This is a genomic window from Flavisphingomonas formosensis (assembly GCF_009755815.1).
Taxonomy (GTDB): domain Bacteria; phylum Pseudomonadota; class Alphaproteobacteria; order Sphingomonadales; family Sphingomonadaceae; genus Flavisphingomonas; species Flavisphingomonas formosensis.
The window spans coordinates 1-21,609 of sequence record NZ_WRPK01000015.1; the positions used below are offsets into that span (position 1 = coordinate 1).

At 65.0% G+C, this 21,609-nt stretch carries 23 protein-coding genes and 4 pseudogenes; 10 read left to right on the forward strand and 17 right to left on the reverse strand.

Annotated elements, in window-relative coordinates:
* Positions 1-391: 391 nt before the first annotated feature.
* Entirely contained in the window at positions 392-1,435 is a 1,044-nt protein-coding gene (locus tag GQY20_RS28995) for an IS110 family RNA-guided transposase (RefSeq protein ID WP_157220670.1), read from the reverse strand.
* Between the two features lie 154 nt (positions 1,436-1,589).
* On the opposite strand from GQY20_RS28995, the gene GQY20_RS33120 reads away from it, so the two are divergent.
* The 5 genes and pseudogenes from GQY20_RS33120 (at position 1,590) to GQY20_RS29015 (ending at position 5,625) form a co-directional block, all read left to right on the forward strand.
* Positions 1,590-1,760: a hypothetical protein gene (locus GQY20_RS33120; protein WP_408641148.1), complete on the forward strand. Its 171-nt coding sequence runs from the start codon at positions 1,590-1,592 to the stop codon at positions 1,758-1,760.
* Between the two features lie 19 nt (positions 1,761-1,779).
* Positions 1,780-2,664: pseudogene (locus tag GQY20_RS29000) on the forward strand (transposase).
* A 1,010-nt stretch (positions 2,665-3,674) separates the two neighbouring features.
* A complete protein-coding gene (locus tag GQY20_RS29005) occupies positions 3,675-4,082 on the forward strand; it encodes a thioredoxin family protein (RefSeq protein ID WP_157220671.1) in 408 nt (135 codons plus the stop codon).
* Between the two features lie 8 nt (positions 4,083-4,090).
* A complete protein-coding gene (locus tag GQY20_RS29010) occupies positions 4,091-4,819 on the forward strand; it encodes a cytochrome c biogenesis CcdA family protein (protein WP_157220672.1) in 729 nt (242 codons plus the stop codon).
* Between the two features lie 35 nt (positions 4,820-4,854).
* On the forward strand, positions 4,855-5,625 hold the full coding sequence (locus tag GQY20_RS29015) for an SDR family NAD(P)-dependent oxidoreductase (protein WP_157220673.1): 771 nt from the start codon (positions 4,855-4,857) through the stop codon (positions 5,623-5,625).
* Here the strand turns inward: GQY20_RS29015 and msrB are convergent.
* Positions 5,574-6,074, reverse strand: coding sequence for a peptide-methionine (R)-S-oxide reductase MsrB (msrB, locus tag GQY20_RS29020; protein WP_157220674.1), 501 nt, complete (start codon positions 6,072-6,074; stop codon positions 5,574-5,576). The two genes, GQY20_RS29015 and msrB, sit on opposite strands and share 52 nt — an antisense overlap.
* 91 nt (positions 6,075-6,165) lie before the next feature.
* On the opposite strand from msrB, the gene msrA reads away from it, so the two are divergent.
* The 3 genes from msrA (at position 6,166) to GQY20_RS29035 (ending at position 8,124) form a co-directional block, all read left to right on the forward strand.
* On the forward strand, positions 6,166-6,837 hold the full coding sequence (msrA, locus tag GQY20_RS29025) for a peptide-methionine (S)-S-oxide reductase MsrA (RefSeq protein ID WP_157220675.1): 672 nt from the start codon (positions 6,166-6,168) through the stop codon (positions 6,835-6,837).
* 115 nt (positions 6,838-6,952) lie between these two features.
* A complete protein-coding gene (locus GQY20_RS29030) occupies positions 6,953-7,486 on the forward strand; it encodes a sigma-70 family RNA polymerase sigma factor (RefSeq protein ID WP_157220676.1) in 534 nt (177 codons plus the stop codon).
* Complete coding sequence (locus GQY20_RS29035) at positions 7,483-8,124, forward strand: DUF1109 domain-containing protein (protein ID WP_157220677.1); 642 nt, start codon at positions 7,483-7,485, stop codon at positions 8,122-8,124. Before GQY20_RS29030 ends, GQY20_RS29035 begins: the two co-directional genes overlap by 4 nt.
* A gap of 89 nt (positions 8,125-8,213) precedes the next feature.
* Here GQY20_RS29035 and GQY20_RS29040 read toward each other — a convergent pair whose 3' ends face one another.
* The 4 genes and pseudogenes from GQY20_RS29040 to GQY20_RS29055 all read right to left on the reverse strand — a co-directional run.
* Positions 8,214-8,483, reverse strand: coding sequence for a VOC family protein (locus tag GQY20_RS29040; RefSeq protein ID WP_232476312.1), 270 nt, complete (start codon positions 8,481-8,483; stop codon positions 8,214-8,216).
* A 132-nt stretch (positions 8,484-8,615) separates the two neighbouring features.
* Positions 8,616-9,275, reverse strand: a complete 660-nt coding sequence (locus GQY20_RS29045) for a glutathione S-transferase N-terminal domain-containing protein (protein WP_232476313.1) — start codon at positions 9,273-9,275, stop codon at positions 8,616-8,618.
* 50 nt (positions 9,276-9,325) lie between these two features.
* Positions 9,326-10,087: a molybdopterin-binding protein gene (locus GQY20_RS29050; RefSeq protein ID WP_157220678.1), complete on the reverse strand. Its 762-nt coding sequence runs from the start codon at positions 10,085-10,087 to the stop codon at positions 9,326-9,328.
* Positions 10,084-10,770 (reverse strand): annotated as a pseudogene (locus tag GQY20_RS29055) (cytochrome b/b6 domain-containing protein); the annotation flags it as partial. The pseudogene GQY20_RS29055 and the gene GQY20_RS29050, both read right to left, overlap by 4 nt.
* Positions 10,771-10,981: 211 nt before the next feature.
* Between GQY20_RS29055 and GQY20_RS29060 the strand changes: the two are divergent.
* Positions 10,982-12,208 (forward strand): tyrosine-type recombinase/integrase, encoded by a 1,227-nt coding sequence (locus GQY20_RS29060; protein ID WP_157220679.1) that lies wholly within the window; start codon positions 10,982-10,984, stop codon positions 12,206-12,208.
* A gap of 49 nt (positions 12,209-12,257) precedes the next feature.
* Here GQY20_RS29060 and GQY20_RS29065 read toward each other — a convergent pair whose 3' ends face one another.
* From GQY20_RS29065 to GQY20_RS29095, 8 genes and pseudogenes are all read right to left on the reverse strand, one after another.
* Positions 12,258-12,461, reverse strand: coding sequence for a helix-turn-helix transcriptional regulator (locus tag GQY20_RS29065; RefSeq protein ID WP_157220680.1), 204 nt, complete (start codon positions 12,459-12,461; stop codon positions 12,258-12,260).
* Positions 12,458-12,688, reverse strand: a complete 231-nt coding sequence (locus GQY20_RS29070) for a DUF2274 domain-containing protein (protein ID WP_157220681.1) — start codon at positions 12,686-12,688, stop codon at positions 12,458-12,460. The genes GQY20_RS29065 and GQY20_RS29070 overlap by 4 nt, the downstream gene beginning before the upstream one ends.
* An 8-nt stretch (positions 12,689-12,696) precedes the next feature.
* Positions 12,697-12,966, reverse strand: a complete 270-nt coding sequence (locus GQY20_RS29075) for a TrbI/VirB10 family protein (protein ID WP_157220682.1) — start codon at positions 12,964-12,966, stop codon at positions 12,697-12,699.
* Positions 12,967-13,260: 294 nt separating this feature from the next.
* A pseudogene (locus GQY20_RS29080) lies at positions 13,261-14,127 on the reverse strand (tyrosine-protein phosphatase).
* A 92-nt stretch (positions 14,128-14,219) separates the two neighbouring features.
* Positions 14,220-14,422: pseudogene (locus tag GQY20_RS32705) on the reverse strand (IS5/IS1182 family transposase); the annotation flags it as partial.
* Positions 14,423-14,498: 76 nt separating this feature from the next.
* Positions 14,499-15,998: an aldehyde dehydrogenase gene (locus tag GQY20_RS29085; RefSeq protein ID WP_157220683.1), complete on the reverse strand. Its 1,500-nt coding sequence runs from the start codon at positions 15,996-15,998 to the stop codon at positions 14,499-14,501.
* Positions 15,999-16,023: 25 nt separating this feature from the next.
* Positions 16,024-16,773 carry an SDR family NAD(P)-dependent oxidoreductase gene (locus tag GQY20_RS29090; protein ID WP_157220684.1) on the reverse strand — a complete coding sequence of 250 codons (750 nt, stop codon included), beginning with the start codon at positions 16,771-16,773 and terminating at the stop codon, positions 16,024-16,026.
* Positions 16,763-17,275, reverse strand: coding sequence for an alpha/beta fold hydrolase (locus GQY20_RS29095; RefSeq protein ID WP_157220685.1), 513 nt, complete (start codon positions 17,273-17,275; stop codon positions 16,763-16,765). The genes GQY20_RS29090 and GQY20_RS29095 overlap by 11 nt, the downstream gene beginning before the upstream one ends.
* Before the next feature lie 350 nt (positions 17,276-17,625).
* Between GQY20_RS29095 and GQY20_RS29100 the strand changes: the two genes are divergently transcribed.
* The gene (locus GQY20_RS29100) at positions 17,626-17,952 is read left to right on the forward strand and encodes a hypothetical protein (protein ID WP_157220686.1); all 327 of its coding nucleotides are present in this window, start codon (positions 17,626-17,628) and stop codon (positions 17,950-17,952) included.
* A gap of 372 nt (positions 17,953-18,324) precedes the next feature.
* On the opposite strand, the gene GQY20_RS29105 is transcribed toward GQY20_RS29100, so the two are convergent.
* Genes GQY20_RS29105 through GQY20_RS29115 form a run of 3 tightly spaced genes read right to left on the reverse strand, consistent with a single transcriptional unit; the run spans position 18,325 to position 21,607 of the window.
* Positions 18,325-19,488, reverse strand: coding sequence for an aromatic ring-hydroxylating oxygenase subunit alpha (locus tag GQY20_RS29105; RefSeq protein WP_198351273.1), 1,164 nt, complete (start codon positions 19,486-19,488; stop codon positions 18,325-18,327).
* Between the two features lie 11 nt (positions 19,489-19,499).
* The gene (locus GQY20_RS29110) at positions 19,500-20,624 is read right to left on the reverse strand and encodes an acyl-CoA dehydrogenase family protein (protein WP_157220688.1); all 1,125 of its coding nucleotides are present in this window, start codon (positions 20,622-20,624) and stop codon (positions 19,500-19,502) included.
* Between the two features lie 5 nt (positions 20,625-20,629).
* On the reverse strand, positions 20,630-21,607 hold the full coding sequence (locus tag GQY20_RS29115) for an acyl-CoA dehydrogenase (RefSeq protein WP_157220689.1): 978 nt from the start codon (positions 21,605-21,607) through the stop codon (positions 20,630-20,632).
* Positions 21,608-21,609 lie beyond the last annotated feature (2 nt).

Below are 21,609 nucleotides of genomic sequence, written 5' to 3' on the forward strand. Positions count from 1 at the left end.
GCGTTCTCGCGACGCCTTATGGGATCGAACCGGACAACTCCTCGACCTCTTCCCCGCCCACGAATGTCAGAATTATATCCGCCATGCCGGATATGATCCCGTATGATCACAAAATGCTCTAAATCAAAGGGCGATTTCGGCAAACGCCGCAGTTATAGCTCAGCGCGAGGGCGCCGTGGAATTTGTCCACGCCGCATAAGGACCGCTGGCCAAGATGGTCTCCGCAGCACAAGCTCCTAACACTGCCGTGGCCTAGAAGGCCATTGCCGGTTACGGATTGTCTTGGGCCTTGGATCGATCGATCACACCACCTGCTCGTTTCTTGCAAGATCCGGCATCAGGCCAACACGGTTGCGCTTAATATTTGCTCATCGTGTCCGGCTGATTCCTTTCACGCTGCGACGCCTTGAACTGTCCGCATAGTGCTACGTCGATACTGCTCGCCACTCACCATCATCTTCCAGGCGATCCGAGCGATCTTGTTGGCGAGAGCCACGGCTACAAGCTTCGGCTTTTTCCGCTCAAGCAAGCCCAGGAGCCAAGGAGAGGCGTTCCGGCCCTGCGTCCGACGAACATGGCCAATGACCGCAGTCGCACCGACGATCAGTGTGCTTCTGAGCAATTCATCGCCGGCCCGCGTGATACCCCCAAGCCTGGTCTTACCGGCAGTCGAATGATCTTTGGGCCTAAGCCCCATCCAGGCCGCAAAATCGCGACCCGACTTAAACAGCCGCGGATCTGGCGTCTTCATCATCAGGAAGGAGGCGCCGATCGGTCCAACGCCCGGGATCTTGGCCAATCGCTGGCTGCATTCGTCGCTGCGATGCCATGCCATCAGCTTCTCCTCGACCCGCTCGATCTCGCACTTGAGGGCGCCGTACTCCCCCGCATGAAGCGCAAACAGTTCACGCGCTAAAGCCGGGATTGTTTCATCCGCGGCTATCGTCTCAAGCAGGGGCTCGATCCGGCACATTCCGGTTGCAGTGGTCACGCCAAACTCGGCAGCGAACCCGCGTATTGCGTTCGCAAGCTGAGTGCGTCGTTTGATCAGACGTGCGCGCATTCCTACCAACATAAGCGCGGCCTGCTGGTCCGCGGTCTTCGCTGGCACGAAGCGCATCGTGGGGCGACTCATCGCCTCGCACAGCGCCTCGGCGTCGGCTGCGTCGTTCTTGCCGCGCTTCACGTAAGGCTTGGCCAACTGCGGCGCGATCAGCTTCACCTCATGACCAAAGGAACCCAACAGCCGCGCCCAAGGATGGGAAGCTCCACAAGCCTCAAGCGCAATGTCCGTAGGCGGCAGCTTCTCTAGAAACCTGATCATCTCACGGCGGCTCAACTGCTTGCGTAACACCACTTGTTCCGAAGCATCTACGCCATGCAGCTGGAAAACGCTCTTTGACGTGTCGATGCCGATGCGGGTAATATCTGTCACGGGCGGCTCCTTGATGTGAGTGTTTCAACGACCTCATCTTGGCACATCCGATGCCGTTGGGAGCCGTCCAACCCAACACTGCCCCAGGTGCCAGGGTGCCGCGGCACGGACCTGGCTCGCCGAGCGCGAGGACGCGATCGGCTACTTCCACGTCGTGTTCAGGCTGCCGGCCGAGGTGGCGGAGATCGCGTTCCACAACAAGGCGCTGGTCTATGATCTGCTGTTCAAGGCGGCGTCGGACACGATGCCGATCGCCGCCGATCGAAGCATCTTGGCGCGCGCATCGGCATCACCGCCGTCCTGCATACCTGGGGCTCGGCGATGACCCACCACCCGCACTCCATATGATCGTGCCGGGTGGTGGTATGGCGCAAGACGGTAGCCGCTGGATAACATCACGCCCGGCGTTCCTCCTGCCGGTTCGGGTGCTGGGCGCATTGTTCGGCGCCTGTTCCTGACCCGGCTGCTCGCGCTGCGCGATGCAGGGCGGCTCACGTTCTTCGGCCTTGCCCCCTTGCCTATCGCCGCGCGTTCCTGCGGCACCTCGCTCCGGTCAGAAGGAAGCGCTGGGTAGTCTATGCCAAGGCGCCGTTGCCGGCCCCGAAGCGGTACTCGCCTATCTGTCGCGTTACACGCATCGGGTCGCGATCTTGAACAGCCGGCTCATCGGCTTCAGCGAAAGCGGCGTCACGTTCCGCTACAAGGATTACCGCCGCGCCGGCACGGATCGGCAGCAGGTCATGACGCTCGGCGTTGACGAGTTCATCCGCAGGTTTCTGCTGCATATCCTGCCCAAGGGGTTCCATCTATCCGGCATTACGGCCTGCTCGCCGGGGCGATCCGCAAGGTCAGCATCGCGCTGGCCAGGACGCTGCTCGTGGTCGCACCACCATCTGGTCCCTGACGAGCTCGAAGAACCGCCCGATCCCCGGCCTCCTTGCCCATGTTGTGACGGTCGCATGATCGTCGTCGAGACCGTGCCGCTGGTGGCAGCCGCGCGGATCCAAAGATGCGGCGCGCCATGCTCAAAGTCTTTGCTTGGCCGGGCTTCCTTGACCCCACGGCTCGGCCGGTTCTTGAGACACTCACTCAGGATCATGAGGAAGAGATGTTCGCCGTTGCAAACGCACTGGCCAGCGAAAACCCGAGCCCCTTTAGCGGGAATTTTCTGTTATGGTCCTGCGCGGTCTCGGTACCAGAGGGCAAAGTTTCGCCAAGCTATTCAGTAACAGTGCTATCCGTGAGATCTCACAACCTCAGCCTTACGAAGCCGCGCCCCTTTCCGTCAGCCTTTAAGCGTAGCTCGCCTGCAAGCAGCCAATCAGCTGACGGCCCAGCTTAAGTCATTGCGCGCTCGTATTTCGGAGTCTCGGCCCGCGGGATTTCACCCGGCTCCAGTGATGCTGGGTCCATCATCTGCTCGATGCCATCGGCCCATTCTTGGAGCATGCGCCTGCGGGGCGAGAGGTAGAGCGCGCATGTTGGTTGCGGGGACAGGAACCACCAACGCGCAACTATCAACACAACACATTGGATTTACGTCAGACTATCCTGAAGCCGCGCCTGGAATATCCCCCTGGATATCCCCACAATGATCGGATGCGATGAGACGATACACGCCTGCGGCCAATGCCGAAGTGAGAACGCGGCGCTCTCCCCGTAAGCTGCTGATTGGTTCGCGAGTGACCTGCGCGCGACAGCCGCATCTGCTGCAGCCATCGGCCTCCTTCGGCACCCCAATGATCCGCTCTTCCGTGAACCTTGTACGCATCGACGAAGATGCAGGAGGTGCCGTCGCAGTGTCGGGGCTGTCGTAATGATATCATCGAGCGATGCAGGCAGCAGATAGTCCTGCCGACGGTCTTCCCCGTGAACCAAACGGCCCATGCCAAAGCCCCCGTAACGCCGGAGAACCAATATCAGATTCCGGCGTTTTTACACAACCTCGGACGCTTCCCGCCGGGCAGCTATCGGTCGCGTCGATGCGGATAGCTGACGTAGGCACACCTTTCCTGCCCGTTGTTTTCCGAACGGGTTGATGAACGTTGGCCTGCGGTAACAGTTGACTCTGGGCGACCCGTATACCGGTGTGCGGAAAACGGCCGTTTTCCGCACACTGCTTAAGCTCGCGCATTCGCGCTAGTGGATTGACGCTCGTGTCCGCCCTCGACCCGACCAGCGTAACCGATCGTGTCTCTGGTCCGTATAACCGGATGCTATCAACGCCAGGGAGGTTCCAATGCGCCACGTATCGTCGCTCGCTGTTCTTGCGCTTTTTGCCGCCGGTGCCCCAGCCATCGCCGTAACGGCGTCCGCGGCTGCTCCATCCATCCAGCCATTCAATCAAGCGGCGTTTGACGCCGCCCAGAAAGCGGACAAGCCGATCCTCGTATGGGTCCATGCGCCGTGGTGTCCGGTCTGCCGGGAGCAGGCGAAGACGATTGCCCGAGTGACGGCCGAGCCTGCCTATCGCGACATGCAGGTGTTCCGCATCGACTATGACACGCAGAAGCCGTTGTGGCAGAAGTTCGGCGCGACGATGCAGTCGACGGTGATCGCGTTCCACGGCAAGCGGGAGACTGCCCGGATCGCCCACGAAACAGATGACGGCAAGGTCGCCGCGGTGATCCGCAGCGCGATCGCCTGACGTCAAGGATGGCGTCCTCTCTCAATCCCGCGCTCGCCTATGCGGCGGGCGCGCTTACCATCCTGTCGCCCTGCGTCCTGCCGCTGGTGCCGATCGTGCTCTCGTCAGCGGCGCAGCGGCATCGTTTCGCGCCGCTGGCGCTGGCGACGGGGCTGGTGGTCGCGTTCACGGCGACGGGTTTTATCGTCGCGGCCTTCGGCCAGGCGCTGGGGATCGACACACTTGTCGTTCGCGCGGCAGGCGCGATTGTCCTATGCGTGGCCGGCGTGGTCCTGCTCATGCCGAAGCTGCAGGACGTGCTCACCCGTCTCGCGACGCCGCTTGCAGCCTGGGCGAGCCGTCGACAATCAGCGCTGGATGACAGGGCCGGACTATGGGGACAAGCGCTGGTCGGGGCGCTCCTCGGTATCGTCTGGGCGCCCTGCGTTGGTCCGACGCTGGGCGCCGCGGTCGCGCTCGCGGCGGAAGGCAAGGACCTGGGCGAAGTCGCCCTCGTCATGGTCGCGTTCGGCCTTGGCATCTCGACGGTGCTGCTGGTCATCGCCTTCGCGGCCCGCGGTGCCCTCGCCCGGTGGCGTGGTCGCATGATGGTGGCTGGCGGACGCGGAAAGGCGGTGCTGGGCATCCTCCTTTTCCTGGGCGGCATCTTCATCCTGACCGGGTTCGACCGGAAGGTCGAAGCATTCGCGCTCGATCATCTCCCGGACTGGATGGTCGAATGGTCGACCCAGTTCTGACATGTCCTTTCCCAACAGCCTCAGGGAGATGAAACATGAACCTTAGCGGAAAGCGTGCCCTGGTGACGGGCGGTTCGAGCGGCATCGGCCTCGAGATCGCGCGGGAGCTGCTGAAGGCGGGCGCGAGCGTCGGCATCACCGGCCGCCGACAGGAGGCCGTCGACAAGGCTCTCGGTGAATTGCGGAGCCTGGGCACGGTCAGCGGGGTCTCCGCGGACGTGCCGACGGCCGACGGTCGCGCCCGGTCCCTCGATCTGGTGACGCGGACGCTCGGTGGGCTGGACATCCTCGTCAACAATGCCGGCGGTGTCCGGGCGGGACGCCTCGAGGCGATCGAGGAAGACGAGATCCGCCAGATGGTCGAGGTGAACCTGACGGGTCCAATTCTGCTCACGCGGGCGGCGCTGCCGCTGCTGAAGAAGAGCGCGGACGCGCTGGTCGTGAACGTCAGCTCGGGCATCGCGCTCGTCGGCATGGCGTTCCACACGCCCTATGCGACGGTGAAGGCCGGCATCGCGCATTTCGGCAAGGTACTGCGTCGCGAGCTGGACGGCGAAGGCGTCCGCGTCCTGACGGTCTATCCGACCGCCACGGAGACGCCGATGATGGCCACCTCCGGCCTGACTCGGGACGGCGGCCGCGAAACGCCCTCGGACGTGGCCCGAGAGGCGATCGAGGCGATGGCGCACGACAGCATCGAGGTCGTGCGCGGCGGTCCCGAGGCGCATCGATACCCCTGCGAGCCCCTCCCGGTTCAGGCGCGATCGGCAGGCGCGAAGCGCATCGCGACGCCGTTCATGCAGTAGCGCTGGCCCGTAGGCCTGGGCCCGTCGTCGAACACATGGCCGAGATGCCCGTCGCAGCGGGCGCAGCGCACCTCGGTGCGCTCCATGAAGAAGCTGGTATCGCTCTTCGTGGTGATCGCATCGGGCAAGTGGGTCCAGAAGCTCGGCCAGCCGGTGCCGCTGTCGAACTTGGTACGAGCCGCGAACAGCGGCGGCGCGCAGCCGGCGCAGAGAAAGGTGCCGGTGCGGTGTTCCGAGTTGAGCGGGCTGGAGAACGGGCGCTCGGTCGCGGCCTGCCGGAACACGGCATAGGCTTGCGGCGACAGGCGCCGGCGCCACTCGGCGTCGGTCAGGCACAGGGGGCGCGGCGCTGCCGCGAGCGCGGGCTGGGCAGCGCCTGCCATGGCGGCGCCGGCGAGCGCGAGAACGCTGGTGGCGAGAAGGGCTCGGCGATCGGATGTCTGGGTCATGTCCGTCTTGCGCTCAATCGTAGGCGCCGGTTACGCGTAACTCTTCGCCCCGGCGCCGCGTATGTCCGAGCAGCAAAAGGAGTTCCCGGCCATGCGTTCAGTTTCCTATCTCGGCCTCGGTGGCGTTCTGGCAGTGGCGATGGTGGCGGCCTCCTCGGCCGTCGGCGCGTCCGCCGAGACGTTCGTCCATGCGCCTCAGCCGCGGGTCACGGCGCCGGCCGCAGGCAAGACCGAGACCGCGATCTTCGCGGGCGGCTGCTTCTGGGGCGTCGAGGGCGCGTTTTACCATGTGAAGGGCGTCATCTCGGCGGCGTCCGCCGATGCCGGCGGCACAACCGGCTCTCCCAGCTACGAGCAGGTGTCGACCGGCACGACCGGGCATGCGGAGGCGGTTCGGGTCGTGTTCGACCCCGCCAGGGTCAGCTATGCCGACCTGCTGCGCATCTATTTCTCGGTGGTGGCCGATCCGACGACGCTGAATGCGCAGGGGCCCGACCATAGCTCCCAGTACCGGACCGCGCTGTTTCCGCAGTCAGCCGGCCAGGAGCGGGTCGCGCGTGCCTACCTCCAGCAGCTCACGGCGGCGCACATCTTCGCCCGCCCGATCGTCACCCGGATCGAACATACCAGCCGCTTCTATCCGGCCGAGGACTATCACCAGAAGTTCATGGCGAAGAATCCGACCTACCCATACATCGTCATCAAGGACGCGCCCAAGGTCGACGCGCTTCGCCGCATGATGCCGAACGTCTATCGGTCGTGACGACCCGGTCGACTGCGCTCGCAAGCCCGTCTTCGCGAAGGACGTGCTGCCCGATAAGGTGAAATCGGAAATGTTGTAACCGCCCGCGGGTCGGCGGCGTAAGACCGGAATGAGGATGGGCACCAGCGAAGCCGAGCTCAAAGCGCTGATGATCGGCAGCCTGGGGGGCGATGCGCTCGCGCATAGCCTGTTGTTGCGCGCGCTCGTGCCCCTTCTCCAGACATTCTATCGTCGCCGCGTGGCCGATGCCGACGTCGACGATCTCGTACAGGACACCTTGATCGCCGTGCATACCCGCCGCGAGACCTTCGACAGGGACCGCCCCTTTACGGCGTGGCTCTATGCGATCGCGCGCTATCGGGCGATCGACCACTACCGGCGCCGTCGACAGACGGTGGCGATTGAGGATGTAGAGACCATTCTGGTGGCGGAAGGCTTCGAGGACGCCGCCAATGCTCGCATGGACGTCGACACTCTCCTGCTGACGCTTTCCCCCAAACAGGCCCGCGCGATCCGCGACACCCATGTTGATGGCAAGAGCGTCGCGGAAGCCGCTGCCGGCGCCGGAATCGGAGAGTCGGACGTGAAGGTTTCGGTGCACCGCGGCCTGAGGGCGCTCAGCGCCCGGATCAAAGGCTCATCACGATGAACACCGAACAGCTCATCCAGTCGCTCAGCCGGGACGTTCGGTCCGTGCCACGCCACGCCGTCGCGAAGCGGATCGGCCTGGGCATCGCTGCCGGTTGCGTTGTTGCGATGCTCCTGGTCACGGTGACGCTCGGCGTCCGCCCCGACCTCCGTGTCGCCATGCACGGCTTCTCCTTTTGGATGAAGTGGACCTACACGATCTCCCTCGGGCTCGGCGCGGTGTACGGGATCTCGCGCCTGGCGCGGCCCGCGCCGGGGTCGCTCGGCGGGCTATGGCTTCTTGCGGCGCCGGTGCTGGTCCTGGCCGGGATCGGGGTGGGCGAGCTCGCCCGAACACCATCGTCGGACTGGTTGGCGATGTGGCTCGGCCGTAGCTGGATGGTCTGCCCGTGGCTGGTGCTGGCGTTGGCGGCACCGATCTTCGCCGGGCTGCTCTGGTCATTCCGCAAGCTCGCGCCGACTCACCTGCGGGCGGCCGGGGCGGTTTCCGGCCTCGGCGCGGGAGCCTGGGCCGCAACGATCTACTGCGTCCATTGCCCTGAGGTGTCAGCGATCTTCGTGCTCACCTGGTACAGCTTGGGCATTCTGCTTGCGGCTGGGACCGGCGCGCTGCTCGGGCCGCGGCTGCTCCGCTGGTAGCAGAGCCGGGCCGTGGGAGCTGCTATCCCCGACGTCAGGTGCGAAAAGCCGACGGACAACAAACTACGGGCCGACACTTCGTCGGGTGATTACCGCAGCATCTCGTTGAACTCGATCACGTTGAGGTCGGGATCGCGAATGAAGCAGGTGATGCGCCGATCATGCCCCAGCCTGATCGGCCCTTCGCTGATCCAGATACCTTCCTCGCCAAGCCAGCGCACCAGCTCGTCCATGCAGTCGATGACGAAGGCGGCGTGGGTGTAACCCGGCCGCTTCACAGGAGCATCGAGAAGCACGTTGCCCTCGCTCGCGGGCTCGCCGTTGTAGATGAGGTGGATGCGCAGGCCGGTCGGATGCACCAGGCCGCGCCGACACTTCGGGTGCATCCTCGTCGGGATCGGGCACAAAGCCGAGCTTGGCGTAGAACCGCTCCGCGATCTCGAGATTGGAGACGCGGATGCCGATATGGTCGAGGTGCAGGTTGTCGAAGTTCACGAGCTGGGATCCCTGTTTTCGGGCTGGTGAGGTCCAGAGAATCGCTTCGAGGCCCGCCGGGGTCCGGCGGAACGGGATGAAGCCGGGCAGCGACTCGATCCGGCGCAGCCAATCCGCCACGGCCGGGTAAACCGGACGTATCGACGTTCCCCTCGGGCGCCCGCTCCACATAGCTGTAGAGCGCGACGTCCGCGATCGTGGGTTCGTCCGTGCCGGCGATCCAGCGGTTCCACTCCAGGGTCCGCTCCATCACTTCCAGGGTGGCGTGGGCTCGGCCGATGACTTCCTGGGCATTGAAGGAGGCACCGAACACGGTGATGAGGCGGGCGGCGCGGGCGCCGTATGCGATCTTCCCGGCCGCGACCGACAGCCAGCGCTGGACCCTGGCTTCCTCGACCGGGTCGGCCGGCAGCCAGTGCGACGGGGCCCACCTTGCGGGCGACACAGACCAGGATCGCATTCGAATCCGCGATGATGACGCCGTCGTCGTCGAGGACCGGGATCTCGCCAAAGGCATTGAGCGCCAGGAACTCGGGCGACTTGTGCTCCTTCGCAGCCAGGTCCACCTCGACCAGCTGGTGCGCCGCGCCGGCGAGCGAGAGAAACAGGTGCGCGCGGTGGGCGTGACCGGACAACGGATGGTAGTAGAGCTTCATTCGGGTCGTCCTCGTTCGGCGCGAGCTTCGATGCCGGCTCAGTGCTGGCGCTAGATCGCGGCGAACCACTGATAGTCGGCCGAATCTTCCCAATAGCCGCCCTTGCCCGCGCCGATCCCGGCGAGGCTGTCGACCGCCTCGACGCGCATCACATACTTGGCCTGCTTGTAGCCGAGCTGGCGTTCGACCCTCAGGCGAAGCGGCGCGCCATGGCCGATGCTCAGGAGCTGGTCGTTCATGCCCCAGGCGAGGATCGTCTGGGGATGATAGGCGTCGATCAGGTCGATGCTCTCATAATAGGGGTCGCCGTCGAAATCATCGGCACAGTGGAACACCACATAGCGGGCGGACGGCAGCACGCCGGCCGCGTCGAGCGCCAGCTTGAGCGGCAGGCCGGTCCACTTGCCGATCGCGCTCCAACCCTCGACGCAATCGTGGCGGGTGATCTGCGTGCGGGCGGGCATTGCCCTGATCTGGGCAAGAGACAGCTTCTGCGGCCGTCGGACCAGCCCGTCGACTTCGAGTCTCCAATCTGCAAACCGGTTGGCCGCGTGCGCCTGATAGGCTTCGCTCGCCGGCATCGTGTTGCCGTTGGTTCGGAAGACCGGCGATATGTCGGAGGCGGCGAACTCGCGGGCGAGCGCGCCCCGGTCGATGATGAGCCGCTGCGTGCGCATCGTCAGGCCCTCGCCCAGCTCGAGCACGTCCTGCACCTTGGGCGAGGCTGCGATCCGGTCGCAGCCGGAGAGCAGGAGGCCGCCCGCGCCGGCGCCGAGCGAGCCGATCAGGCGACGTCGGGTCAGCAGCGTCATTGGTCGCGCTCCCTGGGCAGGCGATACCAGCCGGTGATGATCGAGCGCAGCTCGTTCAGCAGTCCGGCCAGCAGCACCATCGCGAGGTGGACGATGATGAAGCCGGCGATGAGCGCCGCGCAGATGAAATGGATCGAGCGCGCCGACTGGCGGCCGCCGAACAGGTCCAGCAGCCACGGCCAGGCCGCGTCGATACCGGGTGACATGGTGAGCCCGGTCAGCACCATGAGGGGCAGCAGACCGAAGATCACGCCGACATAGCTGAGCTTCTGGAGCACGTTGTAGCGCCGCGCCGCCTCGCCGGTGTGGAAGCGCAGGCGAGCGTGATCCTTGACGTCCTGCCAGAGGCTGCGTGGCCTGAGCTCCTCTGCGGTCGGCGCGAGGTCGCGCTGGACGTGCCGTGAAACGAAACCCCACAGCCAGAACAGCAGGCCCGGCACGACGAGCAGCCAGGCGAAGAAGAAGTGCCACTGGCGGGCGGCGGCAAGGTTGTAGCCCGAGGGGATCGTCACCAGCGGCGGAAAGGCGCGCTCCTCCCCGCCGGCGAGACCCAGCACGCCGGTCGTGGGTATGATTGCAGGGCCGACGCGCAGATAGCCCCGCTCGCCATCGCTGCCGATCTCCAGCCAGGGCATATCATGGTTCGCGCCATACTGGCCCCAGTAGAGGTGAGGGTGCGCGTTGAGGTTCCGAACCTAGCCATTCTAGGGTGTTGGTCGACCTCGACAAATTTGTAAGTTTTCGATAAAAAATCAGTGCGTTGATCGGAGATTCCGCGCTCGATTGGACTTCATCAGTCCACTTGGATCCGCGCCGATCCACGACCCAAACCGGGTTGGAAACCGGGTTGCTAACCGAGGTGACAACCCCTCTCGGAAGTGTCGGAGATTGGCTGTGTCGCGTTCCATTCACAAGCTCAGCGCGAGGCGCGTCGAGGCGGAAAGGGTTATCGGCAAATATTCCGATGGCGGCGGATTGTGGCTCTACATCACGAGGGACGGTTCGAAGCGTTGGGTGTTCGCCTACGAGCGGGATAAGAAGCGCCGCGAAATGGGGCTGGGTGCGGCAAGCGATGTGCAGCTTGGTAAAGCGCGCAATCTTGCGGCTTCGGCCAGGCAGTTGCTCGTCGACGGCATCGATCCGATCGAGGCGCGTCGTGCAGCCGAGGCCGAAGCCGCCGAAGCGGCTAGGCAAGCCGAACTGGAGCGCCTGGGCCCAGTTCTCTTCGGCGCCTTTGCCGATAGGTACATGGATACTCACGAGGAGGGATGGAAGCACCCAAAGCATCGGCAGCAGTGGCGAAACTCGATCAAAACGCATGCCGCCGCGTTGCTCAAGAGACCCGTCCAGGACATCAGCACGGACGATGTGGTTGCGGTTCTCAAACCCATCTGGCGGTCCGTCCCGGAAACTTCGAGCAGGCTACGCGGCCGCATCGAAATCATACTTGATGCTGCTAAGGCAGCGAAACATATCCAAAGCCCCTGGGAAAACCCAGCACGGTGGCGCGGCAATCTTTGCCACCTGCTTCCCAAGCAAAGAAACAAGAATCAGGTCCGTCATCATCCAGCAATGCCGTTCGAAGAAATTCCGGCATTCTGGATACAGCTTCAGAAGAAGACCTCGCTCACCGCACGCGCACTCGAACTGACCATTCTCTGCGCAACACGGACCAGCGAGACATTATGTATGACCTGGTCCGAGGTCGACCTTGAGACCGCCGTGTGGACGATACCCGCCGCTCGCATGAAGATCGGAATTCAACATCGCATACCCTTGTGTAACACTGCCATTGCGCTGCTTCGGACATTGGCGAAGAGATCGAATTGCGAGCCGGATGCCTTCGTATTTCCCGGCCAGAAGATGGGCAGGCCTCTGTCACAGATGTCGATGCCGATGTTACTGCGCCGAATGGACGTTGGACATTATACCGTTCACGGCATGCGGAGCACGTTTCGCGACTATATGGGCGAAATGACCGATCACGCCGAATCTGTTGTCGAGCAGGCGCTCGCCCACCAGGTCGGTAGCGAGACCTCCCGTGCCTATCGCCGCGGTGATGCCTTTCTCAAACGCCGCGTATTGATGGACGACTGGGAAGCCTACCTGCTTGGTTCATAGAAGCGTCCGACACGCCCCCTTGGCAATAGGATGCGCGAACACCGGGTCGCTAGCAGCTCGCAGACTGCACGCGCTCGATCCATGCGTGAACCTCGCGCTCGCTCCACCGCGCGGCTTTCGGCGTAAGCTTGTAAGGGCGCGGAAATCTTCCCTCGGCGATCAGCGCATAGATCTTGCTCTTTCCGAGCCCCACCCGGCTTTTTACATCAGAGATGCGAAGTAGCCGATCTGGCATGTCGATGTTTCCCGTCATTTTCCACTCTCGCGAAGCGCCTCTCGCGCTTTGGCAAAGCCGCGATCTCCGGCCAGGAACGCCGCCAGCATGTGAGGTATGAGTTCGGTGACCGTCTCTTCGCGGCCATAGGCCGCCGCATAGCAGCGCGCATAATCCTGCAATGATCGATGCAGTTCGGGCGGCAGGCTGACCGATATTTTCACCGGCGTGCGGTCAGGCAACTGTCCCAGTTTGAGGTCGGTCATATTTCCTCCTATCCGCGCCACGGCGCGAGGATAAGGTCCTTGTGGACGGTGAGCAGCACCCGCGCGCCGGGCCGGATGGTGATCGCCGGCTGCACGGCGAGGTTGCGCGAAGTGATCTGGTCGCCCGCGCGCGAGACAGTGTCTTGGGTCGAGAGGCGGATCGCCTGGACGAGGTCGCTCTGCCCGGAAAGCGCGAGCTCCGGCCCCACCCCGAGCAGGGTCGAGAGCACCACACCCTTGAGCAGTGCCCAGCTGTGGAAGTCGACTTGCGAATTCATGCGCCGATGTCTTTGGCCGCACGCGGCTTGGACATGCACATCGGCCACCCGGCCGCGCTCACAGCAGCCAAGATCCTTCGTCCGCAAGCGAGGTTCTCAAGCCTCGGCACCCCGACTGGGTGCAAATGAAGACTATTCCCAAAGCAGCCGGCTGCGCAACCCCTACAACCACCGCAGCATTCGCGATCGACAGCCCATGCCGACGCCGCACTGCTGACGGCGCCTGACCCGAGGTTCGCGGCTCGATCCGCCGCTCGCGGATCTCGACAGGCGCAGATGTTGGCCGCGCGCCGCTCACTCGAGATACATATCGCGCAACTTTGCGAGATCGCCGCGCGACAGGCCAAGCGTATCTTGGAAATAGCCCTCCGGACCGCCGCGATGCTGGTCCAGGACGGCGAGCGCCGCTTCGATATAGCTGCGGTCCGCCGCCATCAGCGCCCGCTGCACAGGCGCGGGCAGCCGCATCCATGCATTGGGCGTCGTGCTGCCGGAAGCGATGAGCCGGCGCGTGTCGAGATAGCGATTGGTGAGCAGATAATTCTGGGTCACCGTCTCGCGCGGCACGCCGAGGGCGGTCAGCAGCAGGGCGGCCGCGACGCCGGTGCGGTCCTTGCCGGCCGTGCAGTTGAACACGAGCGGCGCGTGTCCTGCCAGCAGCTCCGCGAACATTCGCCGATGCTGGCCATTGAGGAAGGTCAACATGCGGGGATAGGTAGCGGCCATCATCCGCCGCGCCTCTGCAGGGGTTGCGCTCTGCATCGCGCGCAAGGGCATCATGCCGACCCGGGCTAACATATAGTCATCGGCGAGAAGCGTGGGCGCTCCGGCGGCCGGCTAGGCGACCGGCTCCGCGGCGCGCTCCTGGCTGTCGCGAAAGTCGCAGACCACGCGGATGCCGCGTTTTTCGAGAGAGGCATAATCGGCCGGCGTCAGGCCATGCGTCGATCCGGAGCGGAACGGGAGGCCCCATTTGACCGTTCGGCCATCGCGTGCGCGATAACCGCCGAGATCGCGAAAGTTGCGGCCGCCTTCGAGAGGCAGCAGCCGCTGGTGCTGGGCGGCGGCGACAGATGCCGCCGGACGGGTGATTGGGGCTCCGGCGGGCTGGCCGAGAAGAAGGAACAGGGTGCCAACGGCGAGCGGAAACGGAACACGCATGACGGACCTCCCGCGGAAGCGTCAGAACTTGACGCGGGCCTCGAAGCCGTAGGTCCGCGGTTCGTTGAAGATGGCGTAGGTGCCGAGCGCGGCAATAGCATCGCGCGCAGGAACATCTCCGGCGGGATCGATGGCCGACCAATACCGGAATAGAGCGACGCGAGCTCGCCCGACGGCCCCTCCAGCGCCTCGTTCACAACCGCGCAGATTGCTCGCAACTGATGGTCGGAACGAACCCGCTGCTCCAGGCGACATAGGAGAATAGCTCTCCCGCGCGCTTGTCCGTGCCCCGCATCTAATCCTCTCGACAGCTTCGTCGTCGACTGAATCACGTCCGAATCCGCTGCGCCACCCGCTTCTTCAACAGCCTGCTAAGCGTCCTTGACCGGCAGGTGCGAAGGACGACCATCGAGCAGAATAGTCTTCGTCTCGAGATAGGGATGGAGCCCTTCCACCCCACCTTCCCGACCCACGCCGGATTGCTTGAACCCGCCGAACGCGATCGAGAAATCCAGTCGAATCGCATTATGCCCCATGGTTCCCGAGCGAACCTGGCGCGAGACGGTATAGGCGCGGTCGATATCATTGGTGAAGACGGAACCGTTGAGGCCAAACGGGCTGTCATTGGCGAGGCGCACCGCCTCGGCTTCGTCGGCTGCCGGAATCACCGACAGAACCGGTCCGAATACCTCCTCTTGACCGAGCCTCGAGCGGTTGTCGACATTGCCGAAGACGGTAGGCTCGACATAATAGCCGCGATTGAGATGTGCCGGCCGCCCGCCGCCGGCCGCGAGGGTGAAACCGTCAGCACGGGCACCTGCAATATAGGCTTCGACCCGGTCCCGCTGACGTCGCGTGGCGAGCGGCCCCATCTGCGATGCGGGGTCGAAAGGATCACCGACCCGAATCGCGCCGAAGGAGGACGCGAGCGCCTCCAGCATTCGATCATGCCGGCTGCGCGACACTATCACGCGGGTGAGCGATGCGCAGACTTGACCGGTCATGTCCCTGGCACGCTCGGCGATCGTCTTGGCCGCGGTCTCGACGTCATAGTCGTCGAGAATGATCGCGGCAGATTTTCCGCCGAGCTCGAGCGTGTAACGCGCCATGCGGGCGCCGAGAATCGACGCGATCGCCTTGCCCGCAGCCGTTGATCCGGTGAAGGCAATCTTGTCGATGCCGGGATGGCACACCAGCGCTTCCGACGCGGCGCGATCGGCGGTGAGCACGTTGATCACACCGGCCGGCAACCCGATCTCTTCTGCGATCTCGGCCATGATCAGTGCATGGCCGGGGGCCTCGGGAGATGCCTTGATCACGACGGTGCATCCGGCCAGCAGCGCAGGGGCCACCTTGAAGGCGATCAGGTTGATCGGCCCGTTCCACGGGATGATGGCACCGACGACGCCGACGGGTTCGCGCACCAGAAGGCCGAGCTTGGCGCCGGAGAAGGTACGCCGCTCCTCCTCGAATGGAAAGCGCGTCGCCAGACCGCCATAGAATCTGTAAAGGCCGCTGACCCCCTTCGAATAGTTCTGCGCCATAGCGTACAGAATGCCCATCTCGTTGGGCCAGATCGCGGCGATGTCGGGCGCACGCTCATCGAGCTTTGCGGCGATGGCGTTGAGATAAGCGGCGCGATCGGCATGCGACAGGCGCGGCCACGGCCCTTCGTCGAACGCCAGGCGGGCGGCCGCGACGGCGCGCTCTATGTCCGTTTCCTTCGCCTCTGCGACGCGCAGGTAAGGCTCCTCCGTTCCCGGCGCGATCACCTCAATCGTCGCGTCACTCGAAGGCTCCACCCATGCGCCGCCGATGAACAGTCGATCGGGATATTTGACGGGCGCTTCGAAGGCGATGGTCGTGTTCATTGTAAATATCCTTTCCTGTCGCCAGTCAGGCGATGGTCATGCCGCCATCGACGCAAATGCTGGCGCCGGTGACATAGGAACTGTCGGGGGAGACCAGCCAGACCGCTGCGGCCGCGATTTCGTCCGGACTCGACATGCGCATCATCGGCACGCGCAGCATACCCTTCAGCGCCGGATTGGCCGCGGACGAGCGATGCGCGAGCGGCGTGTCGGAGGCGCCGGGAAGCAGCGCGTTGATCCGAATACCCTGCTCGGCATAATCCACCGCGGCACCGCGGACGAGACCGAGTATGCCAGCCTTACTGGCGCAATAGTCCGCGCTGTTGAGGAGGCCCTTGACCGCCGCCGCGGAGGAGACGGCAACGATCGCACCGCCACCGGTCTGATCGAGCATGGCGGCGATCTGATGCTTGATACAATGAAACATGCCGGTCAGGTTAACAGCAAGGGTGAGAGCCCATTCGCTTGCTTCGATCGCATGAGTCTGCTTGGCCGCTTGCGCCACGCCCGCGCAGTTGATCGCGCCGTCGAGCCGACCGAAAGCGTCGAGCGTCGCGGCGATGCTAGCCCGGACATTCTCTTCATCGCTGACGTCGAGCGCCGTAAACCGCGCGATGCCGCCGGCGGCCGCAATCTCCTCGACAGTCGCCACTCCGCCGGTCTCGTCGCGATCGGCGACCATCACCGCTGCACCATCCTTCGCCAACCGCTGGGCCGAGGCGCGACCGATGCCGCTGGCTCCGCCGGTCACCAGGAGGACCCGTTCAGCTTCCATCCGCTTTACTCCTCTGCTCCGCCGCAAATTGATCATCGAGAAAGGGCAGGCTCGCGACGTTGAAAGCGGCGTTGCAATCGGCCGCCAGCATATGGCTCGCGCCGGCGACCTGCATGATCTGGAGGTCGGGGACAGCCTCCCGCAACCTCGCTACTCCGGCAGCATCGACTATTTCGCTCTCGCCGTCGCGGATCAACAGCAGCGGATTGGCCGAGGTCGGGGCGGACCTATCCATGGTGCCCCAAACGGCGGCGAGGTCCTCCTCGGCTAAGCGAGGATCCCAATGCCAAAGCGCGTGGCCGTCATTGCCCTCACGCGGGTTGCACCGCAGGCCTTCCAGATCGGTCGGCAGCGGGCAATGCGGATCACAGGCTGCGACTGCCGCCGCCACCTCACCCGCCACCACCTCACCGATCTTCGGGAACCCATGAAGATAGGCGCACATGCAATCGCAGACGCGCTGCACCCCGCGACCATCGCGGACCCCATCCTGCGCCTCCATCTCAATCCTCATAATTTTGTGCGATATTGTATCTTATGTGCGAATATCCTCGCTTTGGCAAGGAGAGTCAAGCACCAGGTGCCACGCAGGATAGCGATGGGTGCGCTAGGCCACAGTGCGGCTCGCGCGCAGCCGGGCAATTTCCGCACCTTCGAGCCAGCGCTCCGAAACGTACCCTGTGCCCGGCGCCGGCGCTCGCGAAGGCGCAAACGCCTCCAAACGGATGCGCTCCAGCGTGACCAAAGGGCGCAGTGTGCCCACGCCCGCGATCGGGATCATAACAGTTGCCTCGGCTATAGTGAGGATCGCGGGCTCGGTCGGTCGGGCGATTGATAGGCCGCCGAGAAGTCATGCTCGATCAGCACCGACGTCCATGGATCAGCGCAGGCGTGCGGAACGGCGCGGCGAACGCGCACTTGATCGCGGCACTCCGACGCTGCGCGGAGCGCCCGCGAATCGAGATCAGGTTGTTCGACGAGCGCGCAGAATTTGCGCCACGCATCGAACGACGGCGCTTCGAGAAGGATGAGCCGGCCGCCGACGGTTTCATAGAGATCGAGGCGCGTCCAACCAGCCATCCGCTCCCGCTCATCGAGGAAGCCGGGCCGCAGCGCACCAGCGCCCGATTTACGGAGGGGTCCAGCCTGTCGGGTTCCAGTTCGCCGCGACGCAAGTGATGACCACTCTTGCGCTTGCGAACCCTCGCGCAAGTGCCGGCACTGCTCGCGACAGCTGCGGCGCCGTCAGACATCGAGTTCGGTCCCGTGCTAGCCGGCGTGCTCAATAATCGGCTGACTGGCGTCGGCCAACCTCTCTGCGTGGCAGTGTTGCTGAGCCGGCGGCCTGGCCGTTGCCGCGCGTGGAGCTGCTGCTATGGATGGGGGGCGGCGTTCTGTTCGCACCTGCTAGGCTCGTTGCAGGGGCGACATCCGAAGAATTGGAGGAGAACCAAGTTTTTCTCCCGAAGCGTCCGAGACCTCTCCCTTGCCGCCTTTGAGGGAGAGAGCCTGCATGCACAACTCGGCAGAAAAGGAGCCGTCTAACGGCCGTCAGTCTCCCGCCGCCGCCAGACATTGAGTGACCGCATCCTGGAACATGCGGATCTGCACCTCCATGCCGCCGAGCTGCACCTCGCTCATCGTGCCCGATCGCAGACCTTTGTCGCACAGCTCGGCCGCCCAATAATCCTCCTTGGCGAACACCCGCTCCATCAGGTCGAATGCCTCGCGCATCTTGCCGGCGATGCGTTCGTCGCGCGGCGGCGCGTCGTAGAGCTGGTAATAGTCGATCTCGGTGCGGTGATCGTCGATCGGCCGCACCACGCCCAGGCTGATATAGTGCGGGCTCACCACGATGATTCCGTTCGGGAAGCCGATATAGGAGAAGACCATCATCTTGCGCATCTCGCCGAAGCGGTTGCTGATGGCGGCGGGATCGAAATTGCCGCGATGCGCGGCATTGCGGATGTGCGGGCCGATCCGGTCGATCATATTCTCAGAATCGACGCTGAACTGGGCGAGCGAATCCTTGTGCAGCCGGGTGACGTGATAGCTGTCCAGCATCGAATCCATCAGCAGCTTCCAGTTCGCCTCCACCTTGAAGGTGGCCTTGTCGAACAGGAACAGCTCCTTCATCGAGAAGGCGTCGAGATCGGCCGCCAGCTCGCCCGTGACGGTCGAGAAATCCGGCGGGCTGTCGGGATCGAGGCCGACCCAGATCAGCCCGCCCGCTTCCTGGCAGGGCAATTCCTTGAGGCCGAGCTGCGCCTTTTCGAGCCCCGGGAAGGTCTCGGCGCGCGGCAGGCCGATGAGCTTGCCGTCGAGGTCATAGGTCCAGGCATGATAGGGGCAGACCAGCCGACCGGCTGCGACCGGGTCCGTGGAAAGGCAGAGTTTCATGCCCCGATGGCGGCAGACGTTCGCGAACGCCTTCGCCGTCCCCTCCCTGGTGCGGGTCAGCAGCACCGGCATGCCGACGATGTCGACGCCGGCATATTCGCGGGGCTTGGGCAGCAGCGCGGAGGGCGCCGCGATCACCGGCCGCTTGCGGAAGATCGCGGCCATCTCCGCATCGAACCGCGCCGGATCGGTATAGTTGGCGGCCGGGACGGTATCGCGCACCTCGGGCAGGCGGATCCGGTCGATCGTCGGCATCATTTCCAAGAGCCGCTGCTGGCCGGGGGTCAATCTATCGCGGGGGGCAGGCTGGTCCATGACGGGCTCCGTCATCCTTGCATCGGTTCGGGGAAGGGTGGGATGCCGCCCTCCGCCTCCGCGGCGATCGCGGCGAAGGCTAGGCGGGCGACGCGCTCCTTATGCGTGGTCGCGCTGCCGTACAGCAGCTGGTCGAGCTTGGCGCGCTTCAGGAACAGGTGACAGGGATGCTCCCAGGTGAAGCCGATGCCGCCATGCAGCTGCACCGCATCCTCGCAGATCGCGGCATAGACGTCGCAGGCATAGAATTTCGCGCTGGAGACGAGCGCGGCGGCGCCCTCCTCCCCCGCGGCCAGCGCCACCGCCGCATGGCGGACGAGCGCGCTCGCAGCTTCGAGCAGCACCTTCCAGCTCGCGGCGCGATGCTTGAGCGCCTGGAAGGAGCCGATCGGCCGGCCGAACTGGACGCGGATGCCGAGATAGTCGACGGTACGGGCCAATATCTCGGCCGCCCCGCCGATCGCGTCGCAGGCGATCGCGATGGCGAGCTGGTCGGCGATCGCGTCCCAGCCCTCGGCGCCCGGGCGCAGCAGATCGCGCTCGCGCACCGCCACGTCCCGGAGCCGCACCCAGCCGAGCGCACGGGTGAGATCGGATACCGGCCGTGCCTCCGCCGAAACGCCCGGCGCATCGGACGCGATCAGCGCCAGCACGGTCTCCGCGCCGTTGCGCACCGGCAGCAGGAACAGGCCGGCGTCGCCGGCGAAGGCGACATGCTCGATCGTGCCGGTGACGGCGCCGTTCGCGATGTCGGGGATCGCGGCGGCCGGCAGCGCGATCGTCGCCACCGTCTCGCCGGCCACGATCGCCGGCAGCAGCTGCGCCCTGGCGGTCTCCGCCCCGTGCGCCGCGATCGCATTGGCCGCGATCAGCGTCTCGATGGCGGGCACCGCGCCGAGCACGCCACCCAGTTCCTCGAAAAGCACGGCCAGATGCGCGATGCTGAGGCCGAGCCCGCCCTGCGCCTCGTCGATGCCGAGGCCGAGCCAGCCGAGCTCCGCCATGGTCGCCCAGAGCGCATGGTCGAACGGCGCGCCCGTCTCTTCGGGAATCGCATCCAGCGGTCCGGCATGGCCACGCAGCACCTGCCGGATCGCATCGCGCAGGTCGCCGAGGGAGAGTATGTCGTCCGCCATCGTCTTCACCCCGCCTCGGCGATCTGGGGCGCGGCGTCGGCGCCCGTCGCTTGTGTCGCCGCCGGCCACATCCGCCCGGCAATCTCCAGCCCGATGCCATGCACGCCGCCCGCCTCGGCCTGCAGCGCGCGGATGCGGTAGAGCCAGAAGTGGAGCAGGTGCTCGGTCGTCACGCCCATGCCGCCATGAAACTGGTGCAGGTCGAACAGCAGCTTCTGCACCCCCTGCTGGGCAAGGCTGGCGGCGCAGTCGGCATCCACCGCCTCACCGCTCCAGGCCGCGCGCAACGCCAGATAATAGGTGCTCTGCGCATGGGCATGGCATTGCACGAGCCGGTGCTGCACCGACTGGAAGGAGCCGACCGGCCGCCCGAACACCTGGCGCTGCTTCACATAGTCGAGCGTGAAGTCGAGCGCGGCCTGCGCGGCGCCCGCCACTTCCGCCGCCAGCGCGACGCGCCACCATTGCCGCAGCCGCGCGCCCGCGCCCGGCAGCCGCCGCGCCGCCGCAAGATCCGGGATCGCGCGGAAGCGGCCATAGGGATAGGCGAGGATGCTCGCGACCGGCTCGACATCGGCCGGATCGATGGTCAGCACCGCGACATCCTCGCCGAGATCGACCAGCGCGGTGCGCGCGATCGGCAGGTTGCGGTGCGCCTTGCCAATCGCGCCACCGGCGATCAGCGCCACCGGCCCATCCACCGGCCCGTCCGCCGGCAGCAGCATCGGCGCGACCAGCCCGGTCGCCGCGGTCTCGACCAGCACCGGCAGGCGCGCCGTCTCGATCGTCACCAGCGCCGCCTCCAGCGGGCCGATGTCGCGCGCGGCGCCCAGGAAGCCGCTCTCGCCGAGCAGCCGCTGCAGATCCGCGTTGAAATAGCTGTAGCTGAACCGTTCCGCCTGCGGCAGCTCGGCATGGTCCTGGAGGATCGACTGGAGCGCAGAGACCAGCGCCTCCTGATCCTCGGAAAGCTGAAAATCCATTG